At 67.7% G+C, this 22,489-nt stretch carries 23 protein-coding genes; 9 read left to right on the forward strand and 14 right to left on the reverse strand.

Going from position 1 to position 22,489, the window contains the following annotated elements:
• Nucleotides 1-169 precede the first annotated feature (169 nt).
• The 3 genes from PSA7680_RS11495 to PSA7680_RS11505 all read right to left on the reverse strand — a co-directional run bounded on the left by PSA7680_RS11495 (nucleotide 170) and on the right by PSA7680_RS11505 (nucleotide 4,258).
• Nucleotides 170-1,006 carry a hypothetical protein gene (locus PSA7680_RS11495; RefSeq protein WP_085868863.1) on the reverse strand — a complete coding sequence of 279 codons (837 nt, stop codon included), beginning with the start codon at nucleotides 1,004-1,006 and terminating at the stop codon, nucleotides 170-172.
• 160 nt (nucleotides 1,007-1,166) lie between these two features.
• The gene (locus PSA7680_RS11500) at nucleotides 1,167-3,782 is read right to left on the reverse strand and encodes a GcvT family protein (protein WP_085868864.1); all 2,616 of its coding nucleotides are present in this window, start codon (nucleotides 3,780-3,782) and stop codon (nucleotides 1,167-1,169) included.
• Nucleotides 3,783-3,898: 116 nt separating this feature from the next.
• A complete protein-coding gene (locus tag PSA7680_RS11505) occupies nucleotides 3,899-4,258 on the reverse strand; it encodes a hypothetical protein (RefSeq protein ID WP_085868865.1) in 360 nt (119 codons plus the stop codon).
• 190 nt (nucleotides 4,259-4,448) lie between these two features.
• Here PSA7680_RS11505 and panC point away from each other — a divergent pair, with 190 nt between their 5' ends.
• The 3 genes from panC (at nucleotide 4,449) to PSA7680_RS18515 (ending at nucleotide 6,979) form a co-directional block, all read left to right on the forward strand.
• Nucleotides 4,449-5,294, forward strand: coding sequence for a pantoate--beta-alanine ligase (panC, locus tag PSA7680_RS11510; protein ID WP_085868866.1), 846 nt, complete (start codon nucleotides 4,449-4,451; stop codon nucleotides 5,292-5,294).
• A gap of 33 nt (nucleotides 5,295-5,327) precedes the next feature.
• On the forward strand, nucleotides 5,328-6,137 hold the full coding sequence (gene panB, locus PSA7680_RS11515) for a 3-methyl-2-oxobutanoate hydroxymethyltransferase (protein ID WP_085868867.1): 810 nt from the start codon (nucleotides 5,328-5,330) through the stop codon (nucleotides 6,135-6,137).
• Between the two features lie 98 nt (nucleotides 6,138-6,235).
• Complete coding sequence (locus PSA7680_RS18515; protein WP_139838624.1) at nucleotides 6,236-6,979, forward strand: alpha/beta hydrolase family protein; 744 nt, start codon at nucleotides 6,236-6,238, stop codon at nucleotides 6,977-6,979.
• 109 nt (nucleotides 6,980-7,088) lie between these two features.
• On the opposite strand, the gene PSA7680_RS11525 is transcribed toward PSA7680_RS18515, so the two are convergent.
• Both PSA7680_RS11525 and PSA7680_RS11530 read right to left on the reverse strand, forming a co-directional pair.
• A complete protein-coding gene (locus tag PSA7680_RS11525; RefSeq protein ID WP_139838625.1) occupies nucleotides 7,089-7,817 on the reverse strand; it encodes a sulfotransferase in 729 nt (242 codons plus the stop codon).
• A gap of 3 nt (nucleotides 7,818-7,820) precedes the next feature.
• Nucleotides 7,821-8,807, reverse strand: a complete 987-nt coding sequence (locus PSA7680_RS11530; protein WP_085868870.1) for a 2-hydroxyacid dehydrogenase — start codon at nucleotides 8,805-8,807, stop codon at nucleotides 7,821-7,823.
• 178 nt (nucleotides 8,808-8,985) lie between these two features.
• Between PSA7680_RS11530 and PSA7680_RS11535 the strand changes: the two genes are divergently transcribed.
• Nucleotides 8,986-9,450, forward strand: a complete 465-nt coding sequence (locus PSA7680_RS11535) for an SH3 domain-containing protein (RefSeq protein WP_245824605.1) — start codon at nucleotides 8,986-8,988, stop codon at nucleotides 9,448-9,450.
• Nucleotides 9,451-9,523: 73 nt separating this feature from the next.
• Nucleotides 9,524-10,402, forward strand: coding sequence for a cation diffusion facilitator family transporter (locus tag PSA7680_RS11540; RefSeq protein WP_085868872.1), 879 nt, complete (start codon nucleotides 9,524-9,526; stop codon nucleotides 10,400-10,402).
• Nucleotides 10,403-10,512: 110 nt separating this feature from the next.
• Here PSA7680_RS11540 and PSA7680_RS11545 read toward each other — a convergent pair whose 3' ends face one another.
• From PSA7680_RS11545 to PSA7680_RS11580, 8 genes are all read right to left on the reverse strand, one after another.
• Entirely contained in the window at nucleotides 10,513-12,540 is a 2,028-nt protein-coding gene (locus tag PSA7680_RS11545) for a M3 family metallopeptidase (RefSeq protein ID WP_085868873.1), read from the reverse strand.
• A 127-nt stretch (nucleotides 12,541-12,667) separates the two neighbouring features.
• The gene (locus tag PSA7680_RS11550) at nucleotides 12,668-13,087 is read right to left on the reverse strand and encodes a DUF4399 domain-containing protein (protein ID WP_085868874.1); all 420 of its coding nucleotides are present in this window, start codon (nucleotides 13,085-13,087) and stop codon (nucleotides 12,668-12,670) included.
• A gap of 53 nt (nucleotides 13,088-13,140) precedes the next feature.
• Entirely contained in the window at nucleotides 13,141-13,938 is a 798-nt protein-coding gene (locus PSA7680_RS11555) for an amino acid ABC transporter permease (RefSeq protein WP_085868875.1), read from the reverse strand.
• A gap of 86 nt (nucleotides 13,939-14,024) precedes the next feature.
• The gene (locus PSA7680_RS11560; protein WP_085868876.1) at nucleotides 14,025-14,816 is read right to left on the reverse strand and encodes a transporter substrate-binding domain-containing protein; all 792 of its coding nucleotides are present in this window, start codon (nucleotides 14,814-14,816) and stop codon (nucleotides 14,025-14,027) included.
• Between the two features lie 66 nt (nucleotides 14,817-14,882).
• Nucleotides 14,883-15,935 carry a HesA/MoeB/ThiF family protein gene (locus PSA7680_RS11565; protein WP_085868877.1) on the reverse strand — a complete coding sequence of 351 codons (1,053 nt, stop codon included), beginning with the start codon at nucleotides 15,933-15,935 and terminating at the stop codon, nucleotides 14,883-14,885.
• 33 nt (nucleotides 15,936-15,968) lie between these two features.
• On the reverse strand, nucleotides 15,969-16,427 hold the full coding sequence (gene dut / locus PSA7680_RS11570; protein ID WP_139838626.1) for a dUTP diphosphatase: 459 nt from the start codon (nucleotides 16,425-16,427) through the stop codon (nucleotides 15,969-15,971).
• Complete coding sequence (coaBC, locus tag PSA7680_RS11575; protein ID WP_085868878.1) at nucleotides 16,424-17,620, reverse strand: bifunctional phosphopantothenoylcysteine decarboxylase/phosphopantothenate--cysteine ligase CoaBC; 1,197 nt, start codon at nucleotides 17,618-17,620, stop codon at nucleotides 16,424-16,426. The genes dut and coaBC overlap by 4 nt, the downstream gene beginning before the upstream one ends.
• A gap of 86 nt (nucleotides 17,621-17,706) precedes the next feature.
• Nucleotides 17,707-18,585 (reverse strand): RNA polymerase factor sigma-32, encoded by an 879-nt coding sequence (locus PSA7680_RS11580; protein ID WP_085868879.1) that lies wholly within the window; start codon nucleotides 18,583-18,585, stop codon nucleotides 17,707-17,709.
• Between the two features lie 105 nt (nucleotides 18,586-18,690).
• Between PSA7680_RS11580 and cobU the strand changes: the two genes are divergently transcribed.
• The 4 genes from cobU (at nucleotide 18,691) to PSA7680_RS11600 (ending at nucleotide 22,301) form a co-directional block, all read left to right on the forward strand.
• Nucleotides 18,691-19,212, forward strand: coding sequence for a bifunctional adenosylcobinamide kinase/adenosylcobinamide-phosphate guanylyltransferase (cobU, locus tag PSA7680_RS11585; RefSeq protein WP_085868880.1), 522 nt, complete (start codon nucleotides 18,691-18,693; stop codon nucleotides 19,210-19,212).
• Complete coding sequence (locus PSA7680_RS11590; RefSeq protein ID WP_085868881.1) at nucleotides 19,209-19,787, forward strand: histidine phosphatase family protein; 579 nt, start codon at nucleotides 19,209-19,211, stop codon at nucleotides 19,785-19,787. Before cobU ends, PSA7680_RS11590 begins: the two co-directional genes overlap by 4 nt.
• 58 nt (nucleotides 19,788-19,845) lie before the next feature.
• Complete coding sequence (locus tag PSA7680_RS11595; RefSeq protein ID WP_085868882.1) at nucleotides 19,846-20,718, forward strand: glutathione S-transferase; 873 nt, start codon at nucleotides 19,846-19,848, stop codon at nucleotides 20,716-20,718.
• 68 nt (nucleotides 20,719-20,786) lie between these two features.
• Complete coding sequence (locus tag PSA7680_RS11600; protein WP_085868883.1) at nucleotides 20,787-22,301, forward strand: YifB family Mg chelatase-like AAA ATPase; 1,515 nt, start codon at nucleotides 20,787-20,789, stop codon at nucleotides 22,299-22,301.
• On the opposite strand, the gene PSA7680_RS11605 is transcribed toward PSA7680_RS11600, so the two are convergent.
• On the reverse strand, nucleotides 22,298-22,489 hold a 192-nt coding region (locus tag PSA7680_RS11605; RefSeq protein WP_217808310.1), incomplete at its 5' end, for a transposase. The genes PSA7680_RS11600 and PSA7680_RS11605 overlap by 4 nt on opposite strands.

Here is a 22,489-nt window from a genome sequence, read left to right on the forward strand (position 1 = left end):
AAACCGGCCGATCTGCCGGGAAATCAGCGTTTTTGCCGAAAACATCCACAATGGCGCGCCGCATTCAGGGATTGCACCCATATGAGAGACAAACGCCCACAACCCTGACAACTCATGAGCCCCGGGAAACTTCCCGATAAAGCGAAACCACCTTCGAATCGCGGCCGGCCTAGCGGCCCCGGCGGGCGGCGGCGACGATCCCGAGCAGGATCAGCGCCGGCAGGATCAGCAGTTTGAACAGGAAGACGGAAAAGATCATCAGGTAGCTGCGGATCAGCTCGTCGGCGTTTTCATAGACGCCCTCGGCGAGGTGCTGGTAGCGATCCAGCGCATCGCCGGCATCGCGGAGCGATTGCAGCCAGCCCTCCGCGGCCTCGGGGCCGGCTCCCTGGGTCTCGGGCACGGCGGCGGTGATCCGGGCGACCACGGCGCTGTGTTCGGCCCAGACGTCGGCCGTCATCCAATCCGCTATCAACCCGGCCAGCAGGTAGGCCAGCGGCAGGGCGAGGGCGAGAAGCAGCCCGTAGCGCAACAGCGTTTGTTCGACGACGCTCGCAGGCCGGGTATGCCGGGTGATCCGCCGCAGAATCTCGCCCGCCACCGCGAGCCCCACGAGGCCCCACCCCACGGCGCCTATGGGCCCCACCGCCACCGAGATCACCCCGGTGGCGACCATGACGAGAAAGACCATCCCGGCGATCCGCTCGATGGTGTCGTCCACCGGCTCCAGCCAGCGCAGCGGCTGGCCCGAACCCGAGACCACCAGCGCACTGCCCTCCACCTGGATTTCCTGTGCCGTCGACAGGAAAGCATTGAGCGTGCGCAGCGAAACATAGATGCCGGCAGAAGCCGTCGCGACGCTGGTGGCATAGGATTCCGCCTGCCGCGTCAGGGGGTTGCCCTTGTAGAACGTGCTGCCCAGCAGGGCGAGCGCGAGGAAGGCCAGCAGCACGGGCCAGCGCAGCTTGCGGTGGGCGGGCGCGGGCGTGTCGGAAGGTTGGGTCATGGCTCGATCCTCGGCGGTTTGGCCGCCTGATATGTGCGTCTTTTGCCGGCAGTTTCGGGGAACTGGCGGCAAATTCCAAAGGAAATCGGAGGCCCGCACGGCAAAACGCCCCGCGGGATCGCGGGGCGCCTGTTTGGTTGGCTCATAGGGCGTCGGGCCGTCAGCCGTCCACGCGGATGGTGGTGTTCTTCGGATCGTATGGGCTGTCTTCCACCACCTCGGCATCCCAGAGCTGATCGAACATCTTCACCTTCAGCTTCGTGCCCACCTCGGCGAGTTCGGGCTTCACGTAGCCCATGCCGATGGATTTGCCGAAATGCACCGAATAGCCGCCGGAGGTGAGCCGCCCGACGCGCTCATCGCCGAGATAGAGCGCTTCGCGGCCCCAGGGATCGGCATCCGCCGGGCCATCCACCAGCAGCGTGACGCATTTGGAGCGGATGCCCTTGGCCAGCATCGCTTCCTTGCCGAAGAACGCCTTCTCCAGATCGATGAAGCGATCCAGCCCGGCCTCGGCGGGGGTGGCGTCGCGGCCCAGTTCGGTGCCGAAGGCGCGGTAGCTTTTCTCCTGCCGCAGCCAGTTCTGCGCCCGCGCGCCCACGAGGCGCATGCCGTGCTTCTCACCGGCCGCCAGAAGCGCGTTCCAGAGGTAGCGCTGCATCTCGATCGGGTGGTGCAACTCCCAGCCCAGTTCGCCGGTGTAGGCCACGCGGATCGCGTTCACCGGGCACATGCCCAGCTCGATCTGGCGCGCCGAGAGCCACGGGAAGCGCTTGTTGGAGAGCGCGGTGTCCGGATCTGGGTCCTTGATCAGTTCCTTCAGCACGTCGCGGGATTTCGGCCCGGCGATGGCGAAGACGCCGTGCTGGCTGGTGACGTCATGGATGACGACGGGGGCGCCATGCTCGGCGGTGAAATCCTCGGCCGCCTTGCGCAGGTAATCGGCGTCATAGGCCGTCCAGGCGCCGGCGGAGACGAGGTAGTAGCTCTGCTCGCCCAAGCGCACGATGGTATATTCGGTGCGCGTGGTGCCGGCTTCGGTGAGCGCGTAGGTCAGGTTGATACGGCCCACCTTGGGCAGACGGTTGCAGGTGAACCAATCCAGAAACGCCGTCGCGCCCGCGCCGGTGACGGTGTGCTTGGTGAAGGCGGTGGCGTCGATCAGGCCGACCCCGTGGCGGATGGCCTCGGCCTCCTGGCGGGCGAACTCCCACCAGCCGCCGCGCCGGAAGGAGCGGCTGTCGTGATCGGAGAAGCCTTGGATGGGCTGCACCTCGGACTGACCGAGGATGGCGCCTGCCCCGTGGGGGGGCGCAGAGCGCCCGCCCTGGGGGGCGGGGCGGGCGCCATCCGTGCCGCTTTGCGCCACGGATGATTTCGGCTCCACCGCGTAGTAGTTCGGCCGTTCCCAGCCGTTCACGCAGCCGAACTGCGCACCAAGAGCGGCCTGCGCATCGTAGACGGGCGCGGTGCGCAGCGGGCGACAGGCTTCGCGCTCTTCGTCCGGGTGGTGCAGGATGTAGACGTGCTCGTAGCACTCCTCGTTCTTGCGCGCGGCGTATTCCGTCGTCATCCAGCTGCCGTAGCGCTTGGGGTCGAGGGAGGCCATGTCGATCTCGGCCTCGCCTTCCACCATCATCTGGGCAAGGTAGTAGCCGGTGCCGCCGGCGGCCGTGATCCCGAAGGAGAAGCCCTCCGCCAGCCACATGTTGCGCAGGCCCGGCGCCGGGCCGACGAGCGGATTGCCGTCGGGCGTGTAGCAGATCGGGCCGTTGAAATCGTCTTTCAGGCCCACCGTCTCCGTGGAGGGGATGCGGTGGATCATCGACATGTATTCCTCTTCGATCCGCTCCAGGTCGAGCGGGAAGAGATCGGCCCGGAAGCTGTCCGGCACGCCGTATTCGAAGCGCGCGGGCGCACCGCGCTCGTAGGGGCCAAGAATCCAGCCGCCGCGCTCTTCGCGCACGTACCACTTGGCATCCGCGTCGCGCAGCACCGGGTGCTCGCCGTGGGTCTTGCGATACTCCACCAGCGCCGGATCGGGCTCGGTGACGATGAACTGGTGCTCAACGGGAATGGCCGGGATCTTGATGCCCAGAAGCTGCGCGGTGCGCTGTGCGTGGTTGCCGGTGCAGGTCACCACGTGCTCGGCCCGGATCTCGAAGGTCTCCTCGGACGGCACGAGATTGCCGCCCTTCTCCACCATGACCCTGCCGCGCACGATCCACTCGGAGCCCGTCCACTCGTAGCCGTCCACCTGGCGCTTGCGGATCACCTCCACGCCGCGCTGGCGTGCGCCCTTGGCCATGGCCATGGTCACGTCGGCCGGGTTGATGTAGCCGTCGGTGGGGTGGTAGATCGCGCCTTCGAGATCCTCGGTGCGCACCAGCGGCCAGCGCTCCTTGATCTGCGCCGGCGTCAGCCATTCGTAGGGCACGCCGCAGGTCTCCGCCGTGGTGGCATAGACCATGTATTCATCCATCCGCGCCTTGCTCTGCGCCATGCGCAGGTTGCCGACGATGGAGAAGCCCGCGTTCAGGCCGGTTTCGGCCTCCAGCGTCTTGTAGAACTCCACCGAATACTGATGGATGTGCGTCGTCGCGTAGGACATGTTGAACAGCGGAAGCAGGCCGGCCGCATGCCAGGTGGAGCCCGACGTCAGCTCATCGCGCTCCAGAAGGACGACATCCTGCCACCCGGCCTTCGCCAGATGGTAGGCAACCGAGGCCCCGATGGCGCCACCGCCAACGACCAATGCTTTCACGTGGGTTTTCATAGGCTTTCCCTGCTTTCAGGCGTTCGCGCAGATCATCGCAGATTCTGCGCCCTACCCGAAAGAGAAGCCCGACCGAATTTTCGGCAAAACCGACGCGCGCGCAGGCCGGTTTCGGCTCAGTCCTTGTCGGCCTTGCAGGATTTGAAGCCCCGCTCCGAGGAACAGGCGAACACCGTGGGCTCGGGCTTGACCGCGGCCGGCTCGCCACCCATCCCGAAGCGGCTGAAGAAACTGCCTTTTTCGCCGCTGTCCGGCGCGGCCTGCGCGGCGGTTTCCTCGACGGCGCGCAGCTCCTGCAGCCCGGCCTCCGCCGCATCCCAGCGGCTGAGCGCCTGCGCCTTCACGAGCGCCGCGTAGTCGGAGACGGTGAAGGCCTCACCCTGCTGCGCGGCCAGCGCCTGCCGGCGGGAAAAATCCACGGCTGCCACGGTAAACCCCATGATGATCACGAAAATGGCCATGAACCCGATGCGCACGGATCTGCTCCTGTCAAAACTGTTCCGGCCCTCTGGCTAGCGCCGGATTCGGGCGGATTTGGGAAGGGCTCCCGGCAATCCCGTGGCGGATGTGACGCGATGTCCGGCCGGGCGCGGCGCGCGGAGATGCTTGTTTCACCCCCCTGCCCTGCGCTAGAGGTGCGCCAGCAAAAGCAACGGGGCCGAGGCCATGCAAACCACGCAAACCGTTCAGGAAACCCGCGCCGCCCTCGCCAGCCTGCGCAGCGGCGGCAAACGGCTGGCGCTGGTGCCGACGATGGGCTTCCTGCACGAAGGCCACCTGTCGCTGATCCGCCGCGCCAAGGCCGAGGCCGACGTGGTGGCGGTGTCGATCTTCGTCAATCCCACGCAGTTCGGTGATCCGGCCGACCTTGAGAAATACCCGCGCGACACCGAGCGCGATCTGGCGCTGCTGAAGGCCGAAGGCGTGGATCTCGTGTTCATGCCCGAGGTGGCCGACGTCTATTTCGAGGACTCCGAAACCATCGTCGAAACCACGCGGCTGGCCAACATGATGCACGGCGCGGTGCGCCCCGGGCATTTCCGGGGCGTGACGACCGTGGTGACGATGCTCTTCAACATCATCCAGCCCGATGTCGCCGTCTTCGGCGAGAAGGATTTCCAGCAGCTCGCGGTGATCCGGCGCATGGTGCGCGATCTGCACATCCCGGTCGAGATCATCGGCGGCCGCACCTGCCGCGAGGCGGACGGGCTGGCCATGTCATCGCGCAACGTGCGGCTGACGCCGGAGGACCGCGCCGCGGCGGTGGTGCTGAACCGCGCTCTCGACATGGCCGAACGGCTCGTGCGGGACGGGGTGACGGCCTCCGCGCTGAAGGCCGCCGTCGCCGCCCATATCGAAGCCGAGCCCCGCGCCACGCTGCGCGCGGTGGACATCTGCGATCCCGACAGCCTCGCCGAGCTCAGCGGCCCCGTCACCGGCCCCGCCGCCCTGATGATCTCCGCCGAATTCGGCGGTATCCTGTTGATCGACCAAAGGGTCGCCACCCCCTGACCCTCACCAAGGCCTAGGGCCGAAAGGAAAGAGATGTCCAAGCAAACCCGGATCCGCCGCACCACCGTGCCCCAGATCGCCGCGCGCAAGGGGGGCGAGCCGATCGTCTCGCTCACCTCCTACCACGCCCACACCGCCGCCATCGTGGATCGCCACGTCGATTTCATCCTCGTCGGTGACAGCCTCGGCATGGTGATGCACGGCATGGAAAGCACCGTGGGCGTCCCGCTCGATCTGATGATCATGCACGGAAAGGCCGTGGTGCGCGGCACCAAGAAGGCGCTCGTGGTGGTGGACATGCCCTTCGGCACCTACGAGGAAAGCCCGGCCATGGCCTTCCGCAATGCCGCGAAGATCATGAAGGAGACCCAATGCGGCGCGGTGAAGCTGGAAGGCGGCGCCCGCATGGCCGAGACCATCCGCTTCCTCACCGAACGCGGCATCCCGGTGATGGCCCATATCGGCCTCACCCCGCAGAGCTCCCACGTGATGGGCGGCTTCAAGACGCAAGGCCGGGACGAAGAGACCTGGGCGCTGCACGAAGCCGATGCCAAGGCCGTGTCGGACGCCGGGGCCTTCGCCGTGGTGCTCGAAGGCATGGTGGAGCCCCTGGCCGCTAAGATCACGAGGCAGATCCCGATCCCGACCATCGGCATCGGCGCCTCGGTGGAGTGCGACGGCCAGATCCTCGTCTTGGAAGACATGCTGGGCCTGAACGAGTGGACGCCGAAATTCGTCAAGGTTTACGGCCAGTTGGGCCCGATGATCGAGCAGGCGGTGGAGGCCTACGCCAAGGACGTGCGCACGCGCAGCTTCCCCACCGAGGATGAAGTCTACCGCTGAAGCGGGCTGAAACGCACAATCCGTGACAGAATGAAGCCGCCGGGCACACGCCCGGCGGTTTTTCATTCGCGAATTTCAGACATCACGGGAGGCCCATTATGGCCAAGCTCAAACTCTCCGACGCCGCCGAAACCATGCGCCAGATCTATTGCGATCCGGCCGCCGCCGAGGTGGAGGTCAGCCTCGATATCCGCGGCGTGCAGGTCTATTTCCTGAAGAACGGCACACTGGTGATCCCCGGCACCAACGAGTTTTCGGATTGGTTCGAGTTCAACTTCGATGTGTTCGGCACCGAGGGCCACGGGTTTGAAGTGGCCCAAGGCGACAGCGGCGCGGTCTGGCACGCGGGCTTTCTGGAGCACGCGCAGACCGTCTTCAGCTTCGCCAAGCCGCTGAAACCGAAGTTCATCATCGGCCACTCTCTCGGCGCGGCCTCGGCGCAGATCGTCGGCTCCTCGCTGCGGATCCCCACCATCGCCTTCGCCTCGCCCCGCACCAACCGCGGCGAGAAACGCTTCTCCGGCGCAGGCTGGGTGCTGAACATCTGCCGGGTGGACGATACCGTCTGCCAAGTGCCGCCCCCCCTTCATGGGCTTCCAGCACGTGGGCAGCGTGCGCTGGCTGATGCCGAGCGAGGCCAACCCGGGGCAGGATCACCGCATCCACGAATACATCGACTGCATGGCGCTGGAGCACAACGCCAAGCGCATCGAACGCCAGTGGCCGCGCTGACGCCGCTCAGGCCGCCGTGCGATACTCCACCCAAAGCGCGCAACGCGCGGCCTCCGACGCCTCGGCAGCAGGCAGCGGGCATTCGGCCCGCAGCCAGACCCCTGCCATGATCGCAAGCAGCAGAACCACCGGTTTGAGCGCCATCCGCGCCTCCCTGCGCCTTGTCACTGGGGGTGATACGGCGCGGGCGGGGCTTTCCGTCGCTGCGGGCGGTGAACCTCAGAAAACGCGCGGAAAACCCGCGTCCGCCTCGGCGCTGCCGACCTGATGCCATGCCGCCTCGTCGAGCGCATGCCCGAGCTTCACGGACAACCCCTTGAAATTCGGGCGTTCTATGCTCCAAAGCAGCAGATTCTCGCGCCGGGCGCCGGAGAAATAGTCCAGAACATCCAGATGATGTTCGAACCAGTCGCGCCGCCACTTGTCGAGCACGGCGTGCCGGTGCGGCAGGCCGTGGTGCTTGCGGTAGCTTTGCAGATACACCCCCTCGGCGTGGCGTGCGCGGCTGCGCAACCAGGTTTCCACGTCCCGCGTATTCAACACGAACAGGGCCTTCGGGTAGGCCTCGTGGAGCGCGCGGAACTCCCGAAACCCCTCGATGCAGGTTTCATCGTCCACCAGTTCCATATCGGTGAACACGTCGAAATCGGCCCAGCCGCCCAGGGGGCGCCGCCCTTCAGCGATGTCCTGCTTCAGATCCTTTGCGAGCTGGCCGAACTCCCAATGGGCGGCGCGGTAGCCGTGGTGCTCGAGGAAACGCGCGATGGCGCGCGTGCCGCACCTGTTGAACCCGATCTGAAATACCTTGCGGCGCTTGGCTGCCATGGGCGACCTCCGGTGGCTCGCTCGCGGGCCAATCGCCCGCCGTCCTGCTCGTTGAAAACCGGCCTCGAAGGCCAATTCCGCTAAAATCGTCAGGAGTTTACGCGCTGCACCGGTGGCTGTCACGCCCTAGAGCATGGACGGCACCACCTGATCGGGGGGCCGATGGCCGTCTTCGAAGGTCTTGATGTTGATGATGACCTTCTCGCCCATCTCGATCCGCCCTTCCTCGGTGGCCGAGCCCATGTGCGGCAGCAGGATCACGTTGGGCAGATCCGCCAGCCGCGGGTTCACCATCTGGCCCTTCTCGTAGACGTCCAGCGCCGCCCCGGCGATCTCTCCGGCCCGCAGGGCACGGGTGAGCGCGGCCTCGTCGATCACCTCTCCGCGCGAGGTATTCACGATCACGGAGGTGGGCTTCATCAGCTTCAGCCGGCGGGCGTTCACGAGGTGGAAGGTGGCCGGTGTATGCGGGCAGTTCACCGAGAGGATGTCCACCCGGCTGATCATCTGGTCGAGGCTTTCCCAGTAGGTGGCCTCGAGGCTTTCCTCGATGTCGCGGTGCAGCCTGCGGCGGTTGTGGTAGTGGATCTGCATCCCGAAGGCCCTGGCGCGCTTGGCCACGGCCTGGCCGATCCGGCCCATCCCGAGGATGCCGAGCCGTTTCCCGGCGACGCGGTGGCCCAGCATGCCGGTCGGCGCCCAGCCGTCCCAGCCGCCGTCCTGCACCATGCGCACGCCCTCCACGAGGCGGCGCTTCAGGCCGATGATGAGCGCGATCGCCATGTCGGCGGTGTCATCGGTCAGCACGTCGGGCGTGTTGGACACGAGAATGCCCCGCTGCCGCGCCGTCTGGACATCGATGTGATCCACGCCCGCGCCGTAGCTTGCAATGAGTTTCAGCCGCTCCCCGGCCTGCCCCAGCATCCCGCCGTCGATCGTGTCGGTGATCGTGGGCACCAGCACGTCGGCCCGTTGCATCGCCTCCACGATCTCGCGTTTCGACATCGGCGTATCGTCCTCGCGCAGTTCGACGTCGAAGAGCTCCTTCATGCGGGTCTCGACGACCTCCGGCAACCGTCGCGTGACGACAACACTCAGGCGTTTGGATGGCATTGGCAGCTTCCCTTTTCTTCCAATCGCTCGCGGCAGGTGCCACACTGCCCGCTAGCGACGGCGGGCACAAGAACCCGCCGCATGGTTTGAGGGTCCGGCGAGCAATTTTCTTTCGCCGACAGGTTTGAAGTGTGGAGGCAGGATGCGGCTTCAAGCGCGCGCCATCTTCGTGGCGAGTATGATTTCCCTGTTTTGCACCGGCTCATGGGCCGAGGAACGCGGCCCCGTGACCAATCTTCCGATTCCCCGGTTCGTCTCGATGAAGGCTGGCGAGGCCAACGTGCGGCGCGGACCGAGCCTGACGCACCGCATCGACTGGGTGTTCAAGCGCCGTGACATGCCGCTGGAGATCACCGGCGAATACGGCCACTGGCGCCGGGTGCGCGATCGCGAGGGCGCGGGTGGCTGGGTGCACTACGCGATGCTCTCGGGCACGCGCACGGTGATCGTCGAGCAGGATCTCCTCGCCCTGCGCGCCCGCCCCGACGAACGCAGCCCGGAAACCGTGCGGCTGGAGGCCGGCGTGATCGCCCGGCTGGGCGAATGCACCGAAACATGGTGCCGGCTCTCCGCCGAGGGCTATCGCGGCTGGGCGCCGAAATCGGCGCTCTGGGGCGTCAAACCCGACGAGATCCGCGAATAGGCGCAGGCTTGCGGCCCACAGGCCGCCTGCGCTATGCCGCCGCCTGAAGCCAAACTCCGCGGCGGGGATCGGGATGCAGCATCAGGAACGCAATCGGCTCGGCGCCTGGGCCGGGATCGCCTCCACCGCGGTGGCGCTCGTGCTCGTGGCGCTCAAGCTCTGGGCACTGGCCGCCACGGGATCGCTCTCGGTGGCGTCCTCCCTCACCGACAGCGCGCTGGATCTGCTGATGAGCCTCGGGGCGCTGGCGGCCATCCTCTACGCCCAGCGCCCGCCCGACGAAGACCACGCCTTCGGCCACAGCAGCGCCGAGGATCTGGCCGCGCTGGGGCAGTCGGCCTTCATCCTCGTGGCCGCCGGGCTGATCGGCGTGGCCGCGGTGCGGCGGCTGCTGTCGGAGGCGCCGCCCGCCCTGACGCAGGAGACCACCGGCATGATCGTGATGGCGGTTTCGGTGGCGCTGGCGCTGGCGCTCGTGCTCTTCCAGCGCTTCGTCGTCTCGCGCACGGGCAACCGGGTCGTGGCCGCGGACTCGCTGCACTACATGTCGGACCTGGTGCCCAACATCGGCGCCATCGTCGCGCTCTTCGCCGCCGCGCGCTTCGGGCTGAACCACCTCGACAGCGTCATCGCCATCGCCACCGCCGCGATGCTGGTGGCGAGTGCGCTACACATCGGCAAGGGCGCGTGGGACGCGCTGATGGACAGGGCCGCCGATCCGGCGCTCGTGGCGGAGGTGGAAAGGATCGTCGACGGCTGGCCCGGCGTGCACGGCCACCACGATCTGCGCAGCCGCTCGGCCGGCTCGAAGGTTTTCATCAACCTGCACATCGAGGTGGACGGGCGCCTACCGCTTTTCGAGGCCCACGAGATCGGCGCTTCCCTGAAGCGCGAGATCTGCACTCGGTTTCCCGAGGTGGACCTGATCATCCACAAGGATCCGGCGCCGTAGGCCTTTCAAGGTTCCCGAGCCGGGAAGCCCCTGCCCGTGGTGGGGGCTGAAAGCCCCCGCCTTGGGGGCGGGCGGGGGCTGCCCGGCGGTGCCCGCCGGGCAAGATGCTTCTACTCCGCCGCCACCAGCCCGCGCCCCTTGAGCAGCGCTTCGACACCCGGCATCCGCCCGCGGAAATCGGTGTAGAGCGTTTCGGCTTCTTCCGAGCCGCCGGTGGAGAGGATCCGCGACTCCAGCCGCTGCGCCATCTCCGCATCGAAAGGATCGCCCGCCTCCTCGAAGGCAGCGAAGGCGTCGGCATCCATCACCTCGCTCCACATGTAGCTGTAGTAGCCCGAGGAATAGCCGTCGCCCGCGAAGACATGGGCGAACTGCGGCGTGGCGTGGCGCATCCGGATCGCCTTCGGCATCCCGATCTCCTCCAGGATCTCGGCCTGGCGCGCCATCGTGTCGGCCGGGGCCGGGCCGCTGTGGAAGGCGAGATCCACGAGCGCGGAGGCCACGTATTCGACCGTCTGGAAGCCCATGTCGAAATTCTGCGCCTTGAGAAGGCGATCCAGCAGATCCTTCGGCATCGGCTCGCCGGTCTCGGCGTGCACGGCGTAGCGCGACAGCACCTCGGGCACCGAGAGCCAGTGCTCGTAGAGCTGGCTGGGCAGTTCCACGAAATCGCGGGCCACGGAGGTGCCCGAAATCGACTCGTAGGTCACGTCAGACAGCATCTGGTGCAGCGCGTGGCCGAACTCGTGGAACAGCGTGCGCGCATCGTCGAAGGAGAGCAGCGCCGGCTGCCCCGCCTCGGGCTTGGCGAAGTTGCACACGTTCACCACGATCGGGCGCACCTCGCCGCCGAGCTTCTTCTGGCTGCGCATCGCCGAGCACCACGCGCCGGAGCGCTTGGAGGCGCGGGCGAAATAGTCGCCGATGAAAACGGCCATGTGCCGCCCGTCGCGCAGCACTTCCCAGGCGCGCACGTCGGGGTGGTAGAGCGGCAGGTCCAGCGGCTTGAAGCCGAGACCGAAGAGCCGGGTGGCGCAGTCGAAGGCCGCTTCGATCATCTTGTCGAGTTGCAGGAAGGGCTTGAGTTCGGCCTCGTCCAGATCGTGCTCGGCCTTGCGCCGCTTCTCCGCGTAGTAGCGCCAGTCCCAGGCTTCCAGATCGCCGTTGATCCCGTCGGCGCGCATCATCTCCTGAAGCACCTCGGCGTCGGCGTCGGCCTGCGCCTTGGCCGGGGCCCAGACGGCCATCAGCAGATCGCGCACGGCCTCGGGCGTCTTCGCCATCTCGGTCTCAAGCTTGAAGGCGGAGAAGTTCTCGTAGCCCAGAAGGCGCGCCCGCTCCTCGCGCAGCGCGAGGGTCTCGACGGTGATCGCGCGGTTGTCGGTCTCGCCGCCGTTTGCGCCGCGGGCGCACCAGGCCTCGAAGGCCTTGCGGCGCAACTCCCGGCGCGGCGAGAATTGCAGGAACGGCACGATGAGCGAGCGCGAGAGCGTGATCACGTGGCCCTCGATGCCCCTCTCCTGCGCCGCGGCCCGAGCGGCGGCCAGCACGAAATCCGGAAGCCCCTCCAGATCCGCCTCGGACAGTTCCATGAACCATTCGCTTTCATCGGCCAGCAGGTTCTGCGTGAACTGCGTGCCCAGAACCGCGAGCCGCTCCTTCACCTCCTTCAGCCGCTCCGCCGGCGCGCCGTCAAGCTGCGCCCCGGCGCGCACGAAGCTGCGGCGGGTCAGCATCAGCACGCGTTCCTGCTCGGGGGTGAGCCCCAGATCGCCGCGCCTCGCCCAGAGTGCTTCGATGCGCGCGAAGAGGGCCTTGTTCATGGTGATCTCGGAGCCGTAGGCGGCGAGCTTGGGCGAGAACTCCCGCTGAAGCGCCTGCCGGGCCGGATTGCTGTCGGCGCCGGCCAGGTTGTAGAACACCCCCAGCACGCGCCCGAGGCTGGCATCGGCGAGTTCCAGCGCCTCGATGGTGTTGGCGAAGGTGGGAGGTTCCGGGTTGTCGGCGATGGCGGCGACATTGGCGCGCGCCTCGGCCAGCGCCGCCTCGAAGGCGGGGGCGAAATCATCGTCGGAGATCTGCGCGAAAGGCGGCAGGCCGAAGGGTGTGTTCCAGGGAAGAAGCAGCGGGTTTGACATGCGGGGAACTCCTTTGTTCCCCGGCAAGCTAAGGCTGCGGGACGGGAAGTTCCAGAGGCGCGGGCGGCAATGCGCCGCGACGCGCGGCTGTGCGGCCCCGCTGCCGAAGCGGCGGAGCCTCGGGCGTTCATTCGACGGTGATGGTGACGACCTCGGAGACGACGGGCGGCTCGTGGGCGACGTGGAAGGCATCCCCCATCACCAGCTGAAGCGTATGCGTGCCGGGCGCCAGATCGAGCGTCACCTGCGTCTGGCCGCCGCCGAAATGCTTGTGGTTGTCATCGGCCGGAATCGGCTCCATGCCATCGGCCGCGGCATCAAACGGGGCGCGGTCGATGAACAGGTGGTGGTGGCCTGTGTTGTCCCATTCCACGCCCGCGGGCGCCACGCCGATGCCCACGGCGCCGAAGGCCACCGTCACCGGGCCGGAGACGGTTTCACCATCCTTCGGGCTGATGATGTAGACCTGCGCGCCCTCGGGCGAGGGCGTCTTCCCGGCGAAGGCAGGCGCGGCGGCGAGCAGGGCAACGGCAAAGAGTTTCTTCATACTATCCTCCCAGATTGAAAATGCATCGTGGGGTAGAGGATAGCACAGCCGGTTCAGAAGTCCCCCGCCTGCCCCTTGCTGCGCAGTTTCTTCTCGAGCTGCCGCAGCGCCAGCGAAAGGGTGATCGTCATCGTCAGGTAGATCAGCGCCACCACGTTGTAGGTCTCGAAGTAGCGGAAATTCCCGGCCGCGGTGACCTTGCCCAGCTGCGTGATGTCGAGCACGCCGAGCACGGAGACGAGCGAGGAATCCTTCACCATGGCGATGAAATCATTGCCCAGCGGCGGCAGGATCGTGCGGATGGCCTGCGGAAAGACGATGAAGCGGAAGCGATGCCAGCGCGACAGCCCCAGCGCCTGCGCCGCCTCGATCTGGCCCTCGTCCACCGATTGCAGCCCGGCACGGAACACTTCGCCGATGAAGGCCGAATAGGCGATCGTCAGCGCGATGACGGCGCGCCAGAGCAGGCTGAAATCGCGGGTGCGGATCGGCTCCAACCCGATCAGCCCGGCGCCCCAGTTCCAGAAGGCCACCAGGGCCGGCGCCAGCACGAAGGCCACGTAGAGCAGCAGCACGATGATCGGGATGCCGCGGATGACTTCGGTGTAGAAGCGGGCGGCCTGCCGGATCACGAGCCAGCGCGAGCCCGCCGCCAGCGCCAGCAGCAGGCCCAGCAGGCTGGCCAGCGCGAAGGCCACGATGGTGACGAAGACGGTGATCCCGATCCCCTTGGAGAGCGTGCGCAGGATCTGCCGATACAGATCGTCCGTCGCCACCTCGTAGAAGAGATAGAGGCCGATGGCGGCCACCGCGAGCAGCCACCACGGGAAATCGGGTTTCCTGGAGTTCATGGTTCAGATCATTTCGCCCGGCGGCGCGCCGGGCAGCCCTGCCAGTGGCCGGAGCCGCCCCGCGCCGCCCTGCATCCGCCTTCGGCTCATCCGCCGACTTTGTAATCGAGGAACCACTTGGTGTTCAGCGCGTCGAGCGTGCCGTCTTCCTTCATCGCGGCGATGGCGGCGTTGATCGGCTCCACCAGGTCGGAGCCTTTCGGGAAGATGAAACCGAAATCCTCGGTGCCCAGCTTCTCGCCCACGATCTTCAGCGCGCCCTCGGAGGCAGCCACGTAGCCGTTGCCGGCGGTGCCGTCGGTCAGGACGAGATCCACGTCACCGCTGCGCAGAGCCTGCACCCCGGCGCCGAAGGTTTCGAACAGCTTGATGCGCGGATTCGCCTCGTTGCCGTCGAGCACGTCGTAGACGCCGACGTAGAAGGGCGTGGTGCCCGGCTGCGCGGCCATCAGAAGATCCTCGTTGGCGGCGAAGCTCGCGGCATCGCTGAAGCGGTCTTCGTCCCCGCGCACCAGCATGACCATCTCCGAGCGCATGTAGGCATCGGAGAAATCCACGATCTCGGCGCGATCCTCGCGGATGGTGATGCCGGTCATGCCGATGTCATACTGGCCTTCGGACACGGCGGGGATCATCGCGTCCCAGCTGATGTTCTCGTAGGTGATCGTGGCGTTCAGGCGCTCGGCGATCTCGGCCATGGCGTCATATTCCCAGCCGATGGCCTCGCCGCTGGCGGGATCGACGAATTGCAGCGGCGGGTAGGCGTTTTCCGTCACCACCACGATCTCGCGTCCGCCAAGATCGGGCAGATCGGCGGCGGCGGCCAGGGTGGCAAGGCTTGTGAAGGCGGCGGCCAGAACAGGCTTGAGGGCGGACATCGGGATCTCCTGCTGGAAGTTGTTTTGCGGGCGAACCTAGAGCCGAAGCCCCCTGCCCCGCAAGCGCTATCGCTGCCCGCAGCAGGGGCAGTCGGCGCGTTTCGACACGGAAATGCTGCGGGTTTCGGCATAGAGCGCATCGTAGATCATCAGCCGGCCCCGCAGCCCCTCGCCGGCGCGCGCGATCTCCTTCACCGCTTCCACCGCCATCATCGTGCCGATCACGCCGGGCAAGGGCCCCAGCACCCCGGCGGCCGCGCAGGAGGGCGCCAGTTCGGGTGCGGGCGCCTCGGGGAACACGCATTGGTAGCAGGGCGCGCCGAGGGCGGGATCGAACAGGCTGATCTGCCCCTCCCACTGGGTAAGAGCCCCGGAAATCAGAGGCTTGCCCAGCGCAACGCAGGTGGCGTTCACGAGGTAGCGGGTGGCGAAATTGTCGGTGCCGTCAAGCACGAGATCATACTCGGCAAACAGATCCTGCGCGATCTCCTCGGTGAGGCGCCGATTGTAGGGCTTCACCACGATATGGGGGTTCTGCGCCCGCATCGCGGCCTCGGCGGAAAAGACCTTCGCCGCGCCGATGCGCCCGTCGGTGTGGATCACCTGCCGCTGCAGGTTGGAGTTGTCAACGACATCGGCGTCGATCACGCCGATGGTGCCCACGCCCGCCGCCGCGAGGTAGAGCAAGGCCGGCGATCCGAGCCCGCCGGCGCCGATCACCAGAACGCGCGCATCCTTCAGGCGCTTCTGCCCCGGCCCGCCCAGTTCCCGCAGCACGATGTGGCGGGCATAGCGCTCCAACTCGGTGTCTGAGAAGGGCCCGGCGCCGGCTTCCGCCGCCGCTTCGGCCTCGGCCTGCCGCCCGTCATGGCGCCCGCGCAGGCGGATCAGGAGCGCCCGGTAGGCGAACACCAGCGCCGCCGCGCCGCCGAGGATCAGCCAGTTGGCCACGGAACCGCCGGTGTTCATCCGCAGCGGCGCATCGGCGGGCAGCGTGAGATGGATGGCGATCATCGCGAGGTAGATCACCGCGATCAACGCCAAGCGCAGCCGGCGCGGCGCGCCCATGAAGTGCCCCGCGATCCAGATCACCGCCATGACGAAGAGGATGTTGCCCATTGTGCTGCCCGTCCGCTGCCCTTCCCTGCCGGCTCAGCCGCGCCCGGTGGAGCCGAAGCCCCCCGCGCCGCGGTCCGTTTCGCTCAGGGTATCGGCCAGTTCGAAGCGGGCCTGCACCACCGGCGCCACGATCATCTGGGCGATCCTGTCGCCGTGGGCGACGGTGAAGGCCTCCTGCCCCGCGTTCATCAGGATCACGCCGAGGGGGCCGCGGTAATCGCTGTCGATGGTGCCCGGCGTGTTGGGCAGGGTGATACCGTGTTTGAGCGCAAGGCCCGAACGCGGGCGGATCTGCACCTCGTATCCAGGCGGGATCTCCAGCCGCAGCCCGGTTGGAATGAGCGCCCGTTCCCCGGGAGCAAGCGTCACCGGCGCCCGGCCGGGAAGATCGGCGCGCAGATCCGCGCCCGCGGCGCCCGCCGTCTCGTAGGCGGGCAGCGGCAGGGCGGGATCGGCGGTTTCGGTGCGACTGACGCGGATCAGCGGGCTCACGAGAGGGCCTCCGCGATTTCCTGCGCCAGCCGGTTCGCGACCTGATCCTTGCCCATGCGCGGCCAGCTTTCGGCCCCGTCTTCGCGGATCAGCGTCACCGCGTTCTCGCTGCCGCCCATGATGCCGGTTTCGGGCGACACATCATTGGCCACGATCCAGTCGCAGCCCTTGCGCGCCCGCTTGGCCGTGGCATGGGCGATCACGTCGTCGGTTTCGGCCGCGAAGCCGACCACCAGCGCCGGGCGGCCCTGCTTCATCCGGCTGACGCCGGCCAGGATATCGGGGTTCTCGGCGAATTCCAGGACCGGCAGGCTGCCCTTGCCGTCCTTCTTGATCTTGGAGGCGCTTTCGCTGGCCACCCGCCAGTCGGCCACGGCGGCGGCGAAGACGGCGGCATCCGCCGGCAGCGCGGCCTCGACCGCCTCCTTCATCTGGCGGGCCGTCTGCACCCGCACCAGGTTCACGCCCGCGGGCGGCGGCACGTCGGCAGGCCCGGTGATGAAGGTGACATCCGCGCCCAGCGCCACCAGCGCCCGCGCCAGCGCGGTGCCCTGCGCACCGGAAGAGCGGTTGGCGATGTAGCGCACCGGGTCGATCGGCTCGTGGGTAGGGCCCGAGGTGACGATCACGTGGCGCCCCTTCAGCGGCCCGTCGGCCAGCGCCGCCTCGATCGCGGCCACGATCTCCAGCGGCTCCGCCATCCGGCCCGGGCCATACTCGCCGCAGGCCATGTCGCCCTTGTTGGGGCCGACGATGAGGATGCCATCGGTTTCAAGCGTTTCGAGGTTGCGCTGGGTGGCGGGGTGCTCCCACATGCGCACGTTCATCGCCGGGGCGATCAGCACGCGCTTGTCGGTGGCCATCAGGAGCGTGGAGGCCAGATCATTGGCATGGCCGCCGGCCATCTTCGCCATCAGATCGGCCGTGGCCGGCGCCACCACGACGAGATCCGCTGCGCGGGACAACTCGATATGGCCCATTTCGGCCTCGTCCGTCAGATCGAAAAGATCGCTAAAGACCTTCTGGCCCGCCAGCGCGGAGACGGACAGCGGCGTCACGAACTCCTCCCCGGCCCGCGTCAGGACCGGGGTCACGCTGGCGCCGCGCTCGCGCAGGCGGCGGATCAGATCGAGGGATTTGAAGGCGGCGATCCCACCGCCGATGATCAGCAAAATCCGTTTGCCTGCCAGCATCTTCGCGCCCGCGCCCTTGTTGCAACCTGCTCAGGTTTAGGCCCCCCGCCCTGCCGAAGCAAGAGCGGGGGGCACCGGGGGGGATCTCAGTTCAGGTAGGCCAGCACCTGCTGGCTCTGGCCGGCCATGTGCTTGCGCATCTTGTCGAAGGCTATGCTTTCCAGCTGGCGCACGCGCTCCTTGGACAGGCCGAGTTCCTCGCCGAGGCTCTGGAGCGTGCGGGGATCTTCACGCAGCTTGCGGGCCTGCACGATGAAGCGCTCCCGCTCGTTCAGCACGCCGAGCGCTTCGGCGATCCAGCGCCGCATCGTCTCGGTGTCGCGCATCTCCTCCACCTGTTCGGCGGCCTGCGGGCCCTCGTCTTCCAGCGCCTCGATCCACTCGCGGCCCTCTTCGTCGGAGGACTGCTGGGCGTTGAGCGAGAAGTCGGAGCCCGCGAGCCTGCCCGACATCATCTGGACATCGGCCAGCGGCACGCCGATCTCGGTGGCGATCAACTGCTGGATCTGGTGCCCATCGAGATACTCGCCGCGCGCGCCCGCTTCACGTTCCAGCCGGGCCTGCACGCGCTTCATGTTGAAGAACAGCGATTTCTGGCTCGCCGTGGTGCCGGTGCGCACCATGGACCAGTTGCGCATCACGTAATCCTGGATCGACGCCTTGATCCACCACACCGCGTAGGTGGAGAAGCGCACGCCGCGGTCCGGGTCGAACTTGTCGGCGGCCTTCATCAGGCCAAGCCCGGCTTCCTGGATCAGGTCGTTCATCGGGGCACCGTAACGGCGGAATTTCGACGCCATCGAGATGGCGAGGCGCATGTAGGCCGTCACGAGGCGGTGCAGGGCGGCCTCGTCGCGCTCGTCACGCCAGGCGTAGGCCAGCTTGAGTTCCGTTTCTGCGTCCAGAAGCTCGGCCTTCATGGCCTGGCGCGGCATGGACATCGTGCTCGTCATGTCTTTCGGCATTTCCGATCTCCCGGCTATCTATCAGCGGATCGGATCTTTCGTCCGTTTCCTGCTTAGTGTTACGCAGGCAGGTGAAGATTGGATCACAAGAAGGCGTGAAGTGGCATGGCTCCAAGGCGGACCCTGGTGATCGGAGGCGCCAGCTCGGGCAAGTCGGGCTGGGCGGAAACCCATGTGAAACAGATGGATAGCCGCCCGTTCTACATTGCCACCGCGCAGGCCTTCGATGCCGAGATGGAGGAAAAAATTCGTGCGCACAAAATGCAGCGCGGCACCGGCTGGGACACGATCGAAGCCCCCCTCGCGGTGGCGGAGGTGCTTTCGGGCCTGCCCGAGGGGCGCGCCGCGCTGCTGGATTGCGCCACGCTCTGGCTGACGAACCACCTGCTCGCGGAGCACGATCTCGCCGCCGAGGAAGCCGCGCTGCTCGAAGCCGTGGACGCCTGCCGGGCCGATCTCGTGATCGTCAGCAACGAGGTGGGGGCCGGCATCGTCCCTGAAAACGCGCTGGCGCGGCGTTTCCGCGCCGCGCAGGGGCGGCTGAACCAGCGGCTGGCGGAGCGCTGCGGGCGGGTTGTCACGGTGATGGCCGGGCTGCCGCTGGCGCTGAAGGGCGGGCTGCCATGATCCGCTTCTGGTGGGTGCGCCACGGCCCGACCCATGAAACCGCCTTCACAGGCTGGCGCGACGTGCCCGCCGATCTGTCCGATACCGCGCTGATCCGGCGCGTGTCGGAGACCCTGCCCGCCGCCGCGCCGGTGATCTCCTCGGATCTGTCCCGCGCCGTGGCCACCGCCGACGCCATCGCCGGCGCACGGCCGCGCCTGCCCCACCGTGCCGGCCTCAGGGAGTTCGATTTCGGCGACTGGGACGGCAAGCACTGGCGCGAGGTGGCCGAAAGCCACCCCGAGCTGTCCCGCGCCTACTGGGAGCGCCCCGGGGAACCGGCCCCGCCCGGCGGAGAGAGCTGGAACGCCGCCGCCGCCCGCATCGACGCCGAGATCGACGCGCTGCGCAAGGCGCCGCCCGCCGCCGACATCATCATCGTGGCTCATTTCGGCACCATCCTCACCCAGGTGCGCAAGGGCCTCGGGGTCACGCCCTACGAGGCCCTCGCCCACCGGATCGACAACCTGTCGATCACCCGCATCGAGGTGGACGGAGACGGCTGGCGCGCGCCGCTCATCAATCACCTTCCGTGATGGGCGACGTCAGGAAACATCGTTTTCCATCGCCGCGCCCGGCCCATAGGCTGCGGTCATGACCTATCTACTTGCCCTGGCCGATCGCGCCTATTCCAGCTGGTCCCTGCGGGGCTGGCTCCTGTTCGAGAAATTCGACATCCCGGTGACCTGCCGCTTTGGCCGGCTCTACACCGACGCCTTCCCGGCGATGCTGGCCGATTTCTCCCCTGCCCGCACCGTTCCCGCCCTGCGCACGCCCACGGGCACGGTGATCCCGGATTCGCTCGCCATCGCCGAGGAACTGCACAGCCGCCACCCCAACGCCGGCCTGCTGCCCGCCGACCCGGCGCGGCGTGCCGTGGCCCGCGCGCTGATGGCCGAGATGCACACCGGTTTCACCGCCCTGCGCAACGCCTGCCCGATGAACCTGCGCGTCGCCTACGGCGATTTCGAGCCGGACGACGCCGTGCAGAGGGATCTGCGCCGGCTCGAAGAGCTCTGGGCCTGGGCGCTGGAAACCACCGGCAGCGATGGGCCGTGGCTCTGCGGAGACTACAGCGCGGCGGATGCCTTCTTCGCCCCTGTCGCCGCCCGCGTCGCCACCTACGGGCTGAAGATCGCACCGGCCGCGCAAAGCTACGTCGAAGCCCATCTGGCCGATACCGCCTTCCGCCGCTGGCGGGCCATGGGCCTCGTGGACGGCGCCGACCAGCCCTTCTACGCGCGCGATTTCGTGCCCGTGCCCTGGCCCGGCCCGGCACCGCTGCCCGCCCGCGCCGTGGACGGCGGTACGCCTGAAAACAGCACCTGCCCCTACTCCGGGAAACCCGTCACCCACCTGCTGGAACTGGACGGGCGGCGCTTCGGCTTCTGCAATGCCTTCTGCCGCGACAAGACGGTGGCCGACGCGGAAGCCTGGCCCGCCTTCATGAACCTTTACCATTCCTAAACCAAACGCCCGTTAACCATTGTATCAGGGTTGACGGCCCGCCCGTTGCGGGCGGGCGAAAGGCGTTCATGGTTGCTCAGGCCTACACGGTTGCCTTCGAGGGCATCGAGGCGCGCATCGTCCAGGTGCAATGCGCGGTGACGCCCGGCATGCCCGCCTTCTCGGTGGTGGGCCTTCCGGACAAGGCGGTCTCGGAGGCACGCGACCGCCTGCGCGCGGCACTGTCGGCGATGTCGATCGCCCTGCCTTCGCGCCGGATCACCATCAACCTCTCGCCGGCCGACCTGCCCAAGGAAGGGTCGCATTTCGATCTGCCGATCGCGCTCAGCCTTCTGGCAGCGCTCGACATCCTGCCGCGCGAAGAGGTGGAAAACACGGTGTCGCTCGGCGAGCTGGCGCTCGATGGCCGGCTCGTCGGAGTGATCGGCGCCCTGCCCGCCGCCATGGCGGCGGCCGAAGCCGGCTGCACGCTGGTGTGCCCCAAGGCCTGCGGCGCCGAGGCCGCCTGGGCGGGCGAAACCCCGGTGATCGCCGCCGACAGCCTCGATGCGCTGGTGCGCCACTTCACGGGCCGCGCCGTCATCGCCCCCAGCGCGCCGGGCGAAGTGCACGCGCCCGGCCTTGCGCGGGATCTGCGCGAGGTGAAGGGGCAGGAACGGGCCAAACGCGGACTGGAAATCGCCGCCGCCGGGCGCCACCACCTGCTGCTCGTCGGGCCGCCGGGCTCCGGCAAATCCATGCTCGCCGCGCGGCTGCCCGGGATTCTGCCGCCGCTCAGCCCGGCCGAGGCGCTGGAGACCTCGATGATCCATTCCCTCGCCGGGCTGCTCGAGGATGGCGGCATCTCCCGCACGCGGCCCTTCTGCGAGCCGCACCATACCGCCTCGATGGCGGCGATCGTCGGCGGCGGCAGGGGGGCGAAGCCGGGCCAGATCTCTCTCGCGCACAACGGCGTACTCTTCATGGACGAATTCCCCGAGTTCTCGCGGCAGGTGCTGGAAACCCTGCGCCAGCCGATCGAATCCGGCCACGTCGTCGTGGCGCGCGCCAACGCCCACGTGCGCTACCCCTGCCGTTTCCTGCTGGTGGCGGCGGCCAACCCCTGCCGCTGCGGCCACATGAGCGATCCGGCGCGCGCCTGCGCGCGGGTGCCCGACTGCGGCGCAGAGTATCTGGGCCGGATCTCCGGCCCGCTGATGGACAGGTTCGACCTGCGCATCGAGGTGCCGCCGGTGAGCTACCGGGATCTGGACCTGCCCGAGTCGGGCGACGGCAGCGCGCAGGTGGCCGCGCGCGTGGCACGGGCACGACAGCTTCAGGAAGAGCGATTTGCCGGGGCGGAGGATGTGCGCGTGAACGCCGATGCGGAAGGCCGCCTGCTGGAAGACATCGCATCCCCCTGTGCGGAAGGCCGCGCGATGCTGGCCCGCGCCGCGGAACGGTTCGGGCTCTCGGCCCGTGGCTACCACCGCGTGCTGCGCGTGGCCCGAACCATCGCGGACCTGGAAGGCAGCGCACAGGTGCGCCAGCCCCACGTGGCCGAAGCGCTCAGCTTCCGGCTCAGCGTGCCTGAACCGGGCTAGGTCGTGGACTCATAATGTCTGATCCAGAGCCTTGAGCAAGCGAGGTGAAGTGCGGCGAGGAAGTTTGCTGCGGTTTTGAAGTATCGCGTTGCGATGCCGCGGAAGTGTTTGAGACGATTGAAGAACCGTTCGACCTTGTTGCGTTCGCGGTAGAGGTCTCGGTCGACGGTCCTGACCACGCGGACGTT

Source organism: Pseudoruegeria aquimaris (assembly GCF_900172235.1).
In the GTDB taxonomy this organism is placed as follows: domain Bacteria; phylum Pseudomonadota; class Alphaproteobacteria; order Rhodobacterales; family Rhodobacteraceae; genus Pseudoruegeria; species Pseudoruegeria aquimaris.

Bases quoted from the DNA above. Each gene is read 5' to 3' on its own strand.
- PSA7680_RS11495 (WP_085868863.1), bottom strand. From the start codon at position 1,006: ATGACCCAACCTTCCGACACGCCCGCGCCCGCCCACCGCAAGCTGCGC.
- PSA7680_RS11500 (WP_085868864.1), bottom strand. From the start codon at position 3,782: ATGAAAACCCACGTGAAAGCATTGGTCGTTGGCGGTGGCGCCATCGGG.
- panC (WP_085868866.1), top strand. From the start codon at position 4,449: ATGCAAACCACGCAAACCGTTCAGGAAACCCGCGCCGCCCTCGCCAGC.
- panB (WP_085868867.1), top strand. From the start codon at position 5,328: ATGTCCAAGCAAACCCGGATCCGCCGCACCACCGTGCCCCAGATCGCC.
- PSA7680_RS18515 (WP_139838624.1), top strand. From the start codon at position 6,236: ATGGCCAAGCTCAAACTCTCCGACGCCGCCGAAACCATGCGCCAGATC.
- PSA7680_RS11530 (WP_085868870.1), bottom strand. From the start codon at position 8,807: ATGCCATCCAAACGCCTGAGTGTTGTCGTCACGCGACGGTTGCCGGAG.
- PSA7680_RS11535 (WP_245824605.1), top strand. From the start codon at position 8,986: ATGATTTCCCTGTTTTGCACCGGCTCATGGGCCGAGGAACGCGGCCCC.
- PSA7680_RS11540 (WP_085868872.1), top strand. From the start codon at position 9,524: ATGCAGCATCAGGAACGCAATCGGCTCGGCGCCTGGGCCGGGATCGCC.
- PSA7680_RS11545 (WP_085868873.1), bottom strand. From the start codon at position 12,540: ATGTCAAACCCGCTGCTTCTTCCCTGGAACACACCCTTCGGCCTGCCG.
- PSA7680_RS11550 (WP_085868874.1), bottom strand. From the start codon at position 13,087: ATGAAGAAACTCTTTGCCGTTGCCCTGCTCGCCGCCGCGCCTGCCTTC.
- PSA7680_RS11555 (WP_085868875.1), bottom strand. From the start codon at position 13,938: ATGAACTCCAGGAAACCCGATTTCCCGTGGTGGCTGCTCGCGGTGGCC.
- PSA7680_RS11560 (WP_085868876.1), bottom strand. From the start codon at position 14,816: ATGTCCGCCCTCAAGCCTGTTCTGGCCGCCGCCTTCACAAGCCTTGCC.
- PSA7680_RS11565 (WP_085868877.1), bottom strand. From the start codon at position 15,935: ATGGGCAACATCCTCTTCGTCATGGCGGTGATCTGGATCGCGGGGCAC.
- coaBC (WP_085868878.1), bottom strand. From the start codon at position 17,620: ATGCTGGCAGGCAAACGGATTTTGCTGATCATCGGCGGTGGGATCGCC.
- PSA7680_RS11580 (WP_085868879.1), bottom strand. From the start codon at position 18,585: ATGCCGAAAGACATGACGAGCACGATGTCCATGCCGCGCCAGGCCATG.
- cobU (WP_085868880.1), top strand. From the start codon at position 18,691: ATGGCTCCAAGGCGGACCCTGGTGATCGGAGGCGCCAGCTCGGGCAAG.
- PSA7680_RS11590 (WP_085868881.1), top strand. From the start codon at position 19,209: ATGATCCGCTTCTGGTGGGTGCGCCACGGCCCGACCCATGAAACCGCC.
- PSA7680_RS11595 (WP_085868882.1), top strand. From the start codon at position 19,846: ATGACCTATCTACTTGCCCTGGCCGATCGCGCCTATTCCAGCTGGTCC.
- PSA7680_RS11600 (WP_085868883.1), top strand. From the start codon at position 20,787: ATGGTTGCTCAGGCCTACACGGTTGCCTTCGAGGGCATCGAGGCGCGC.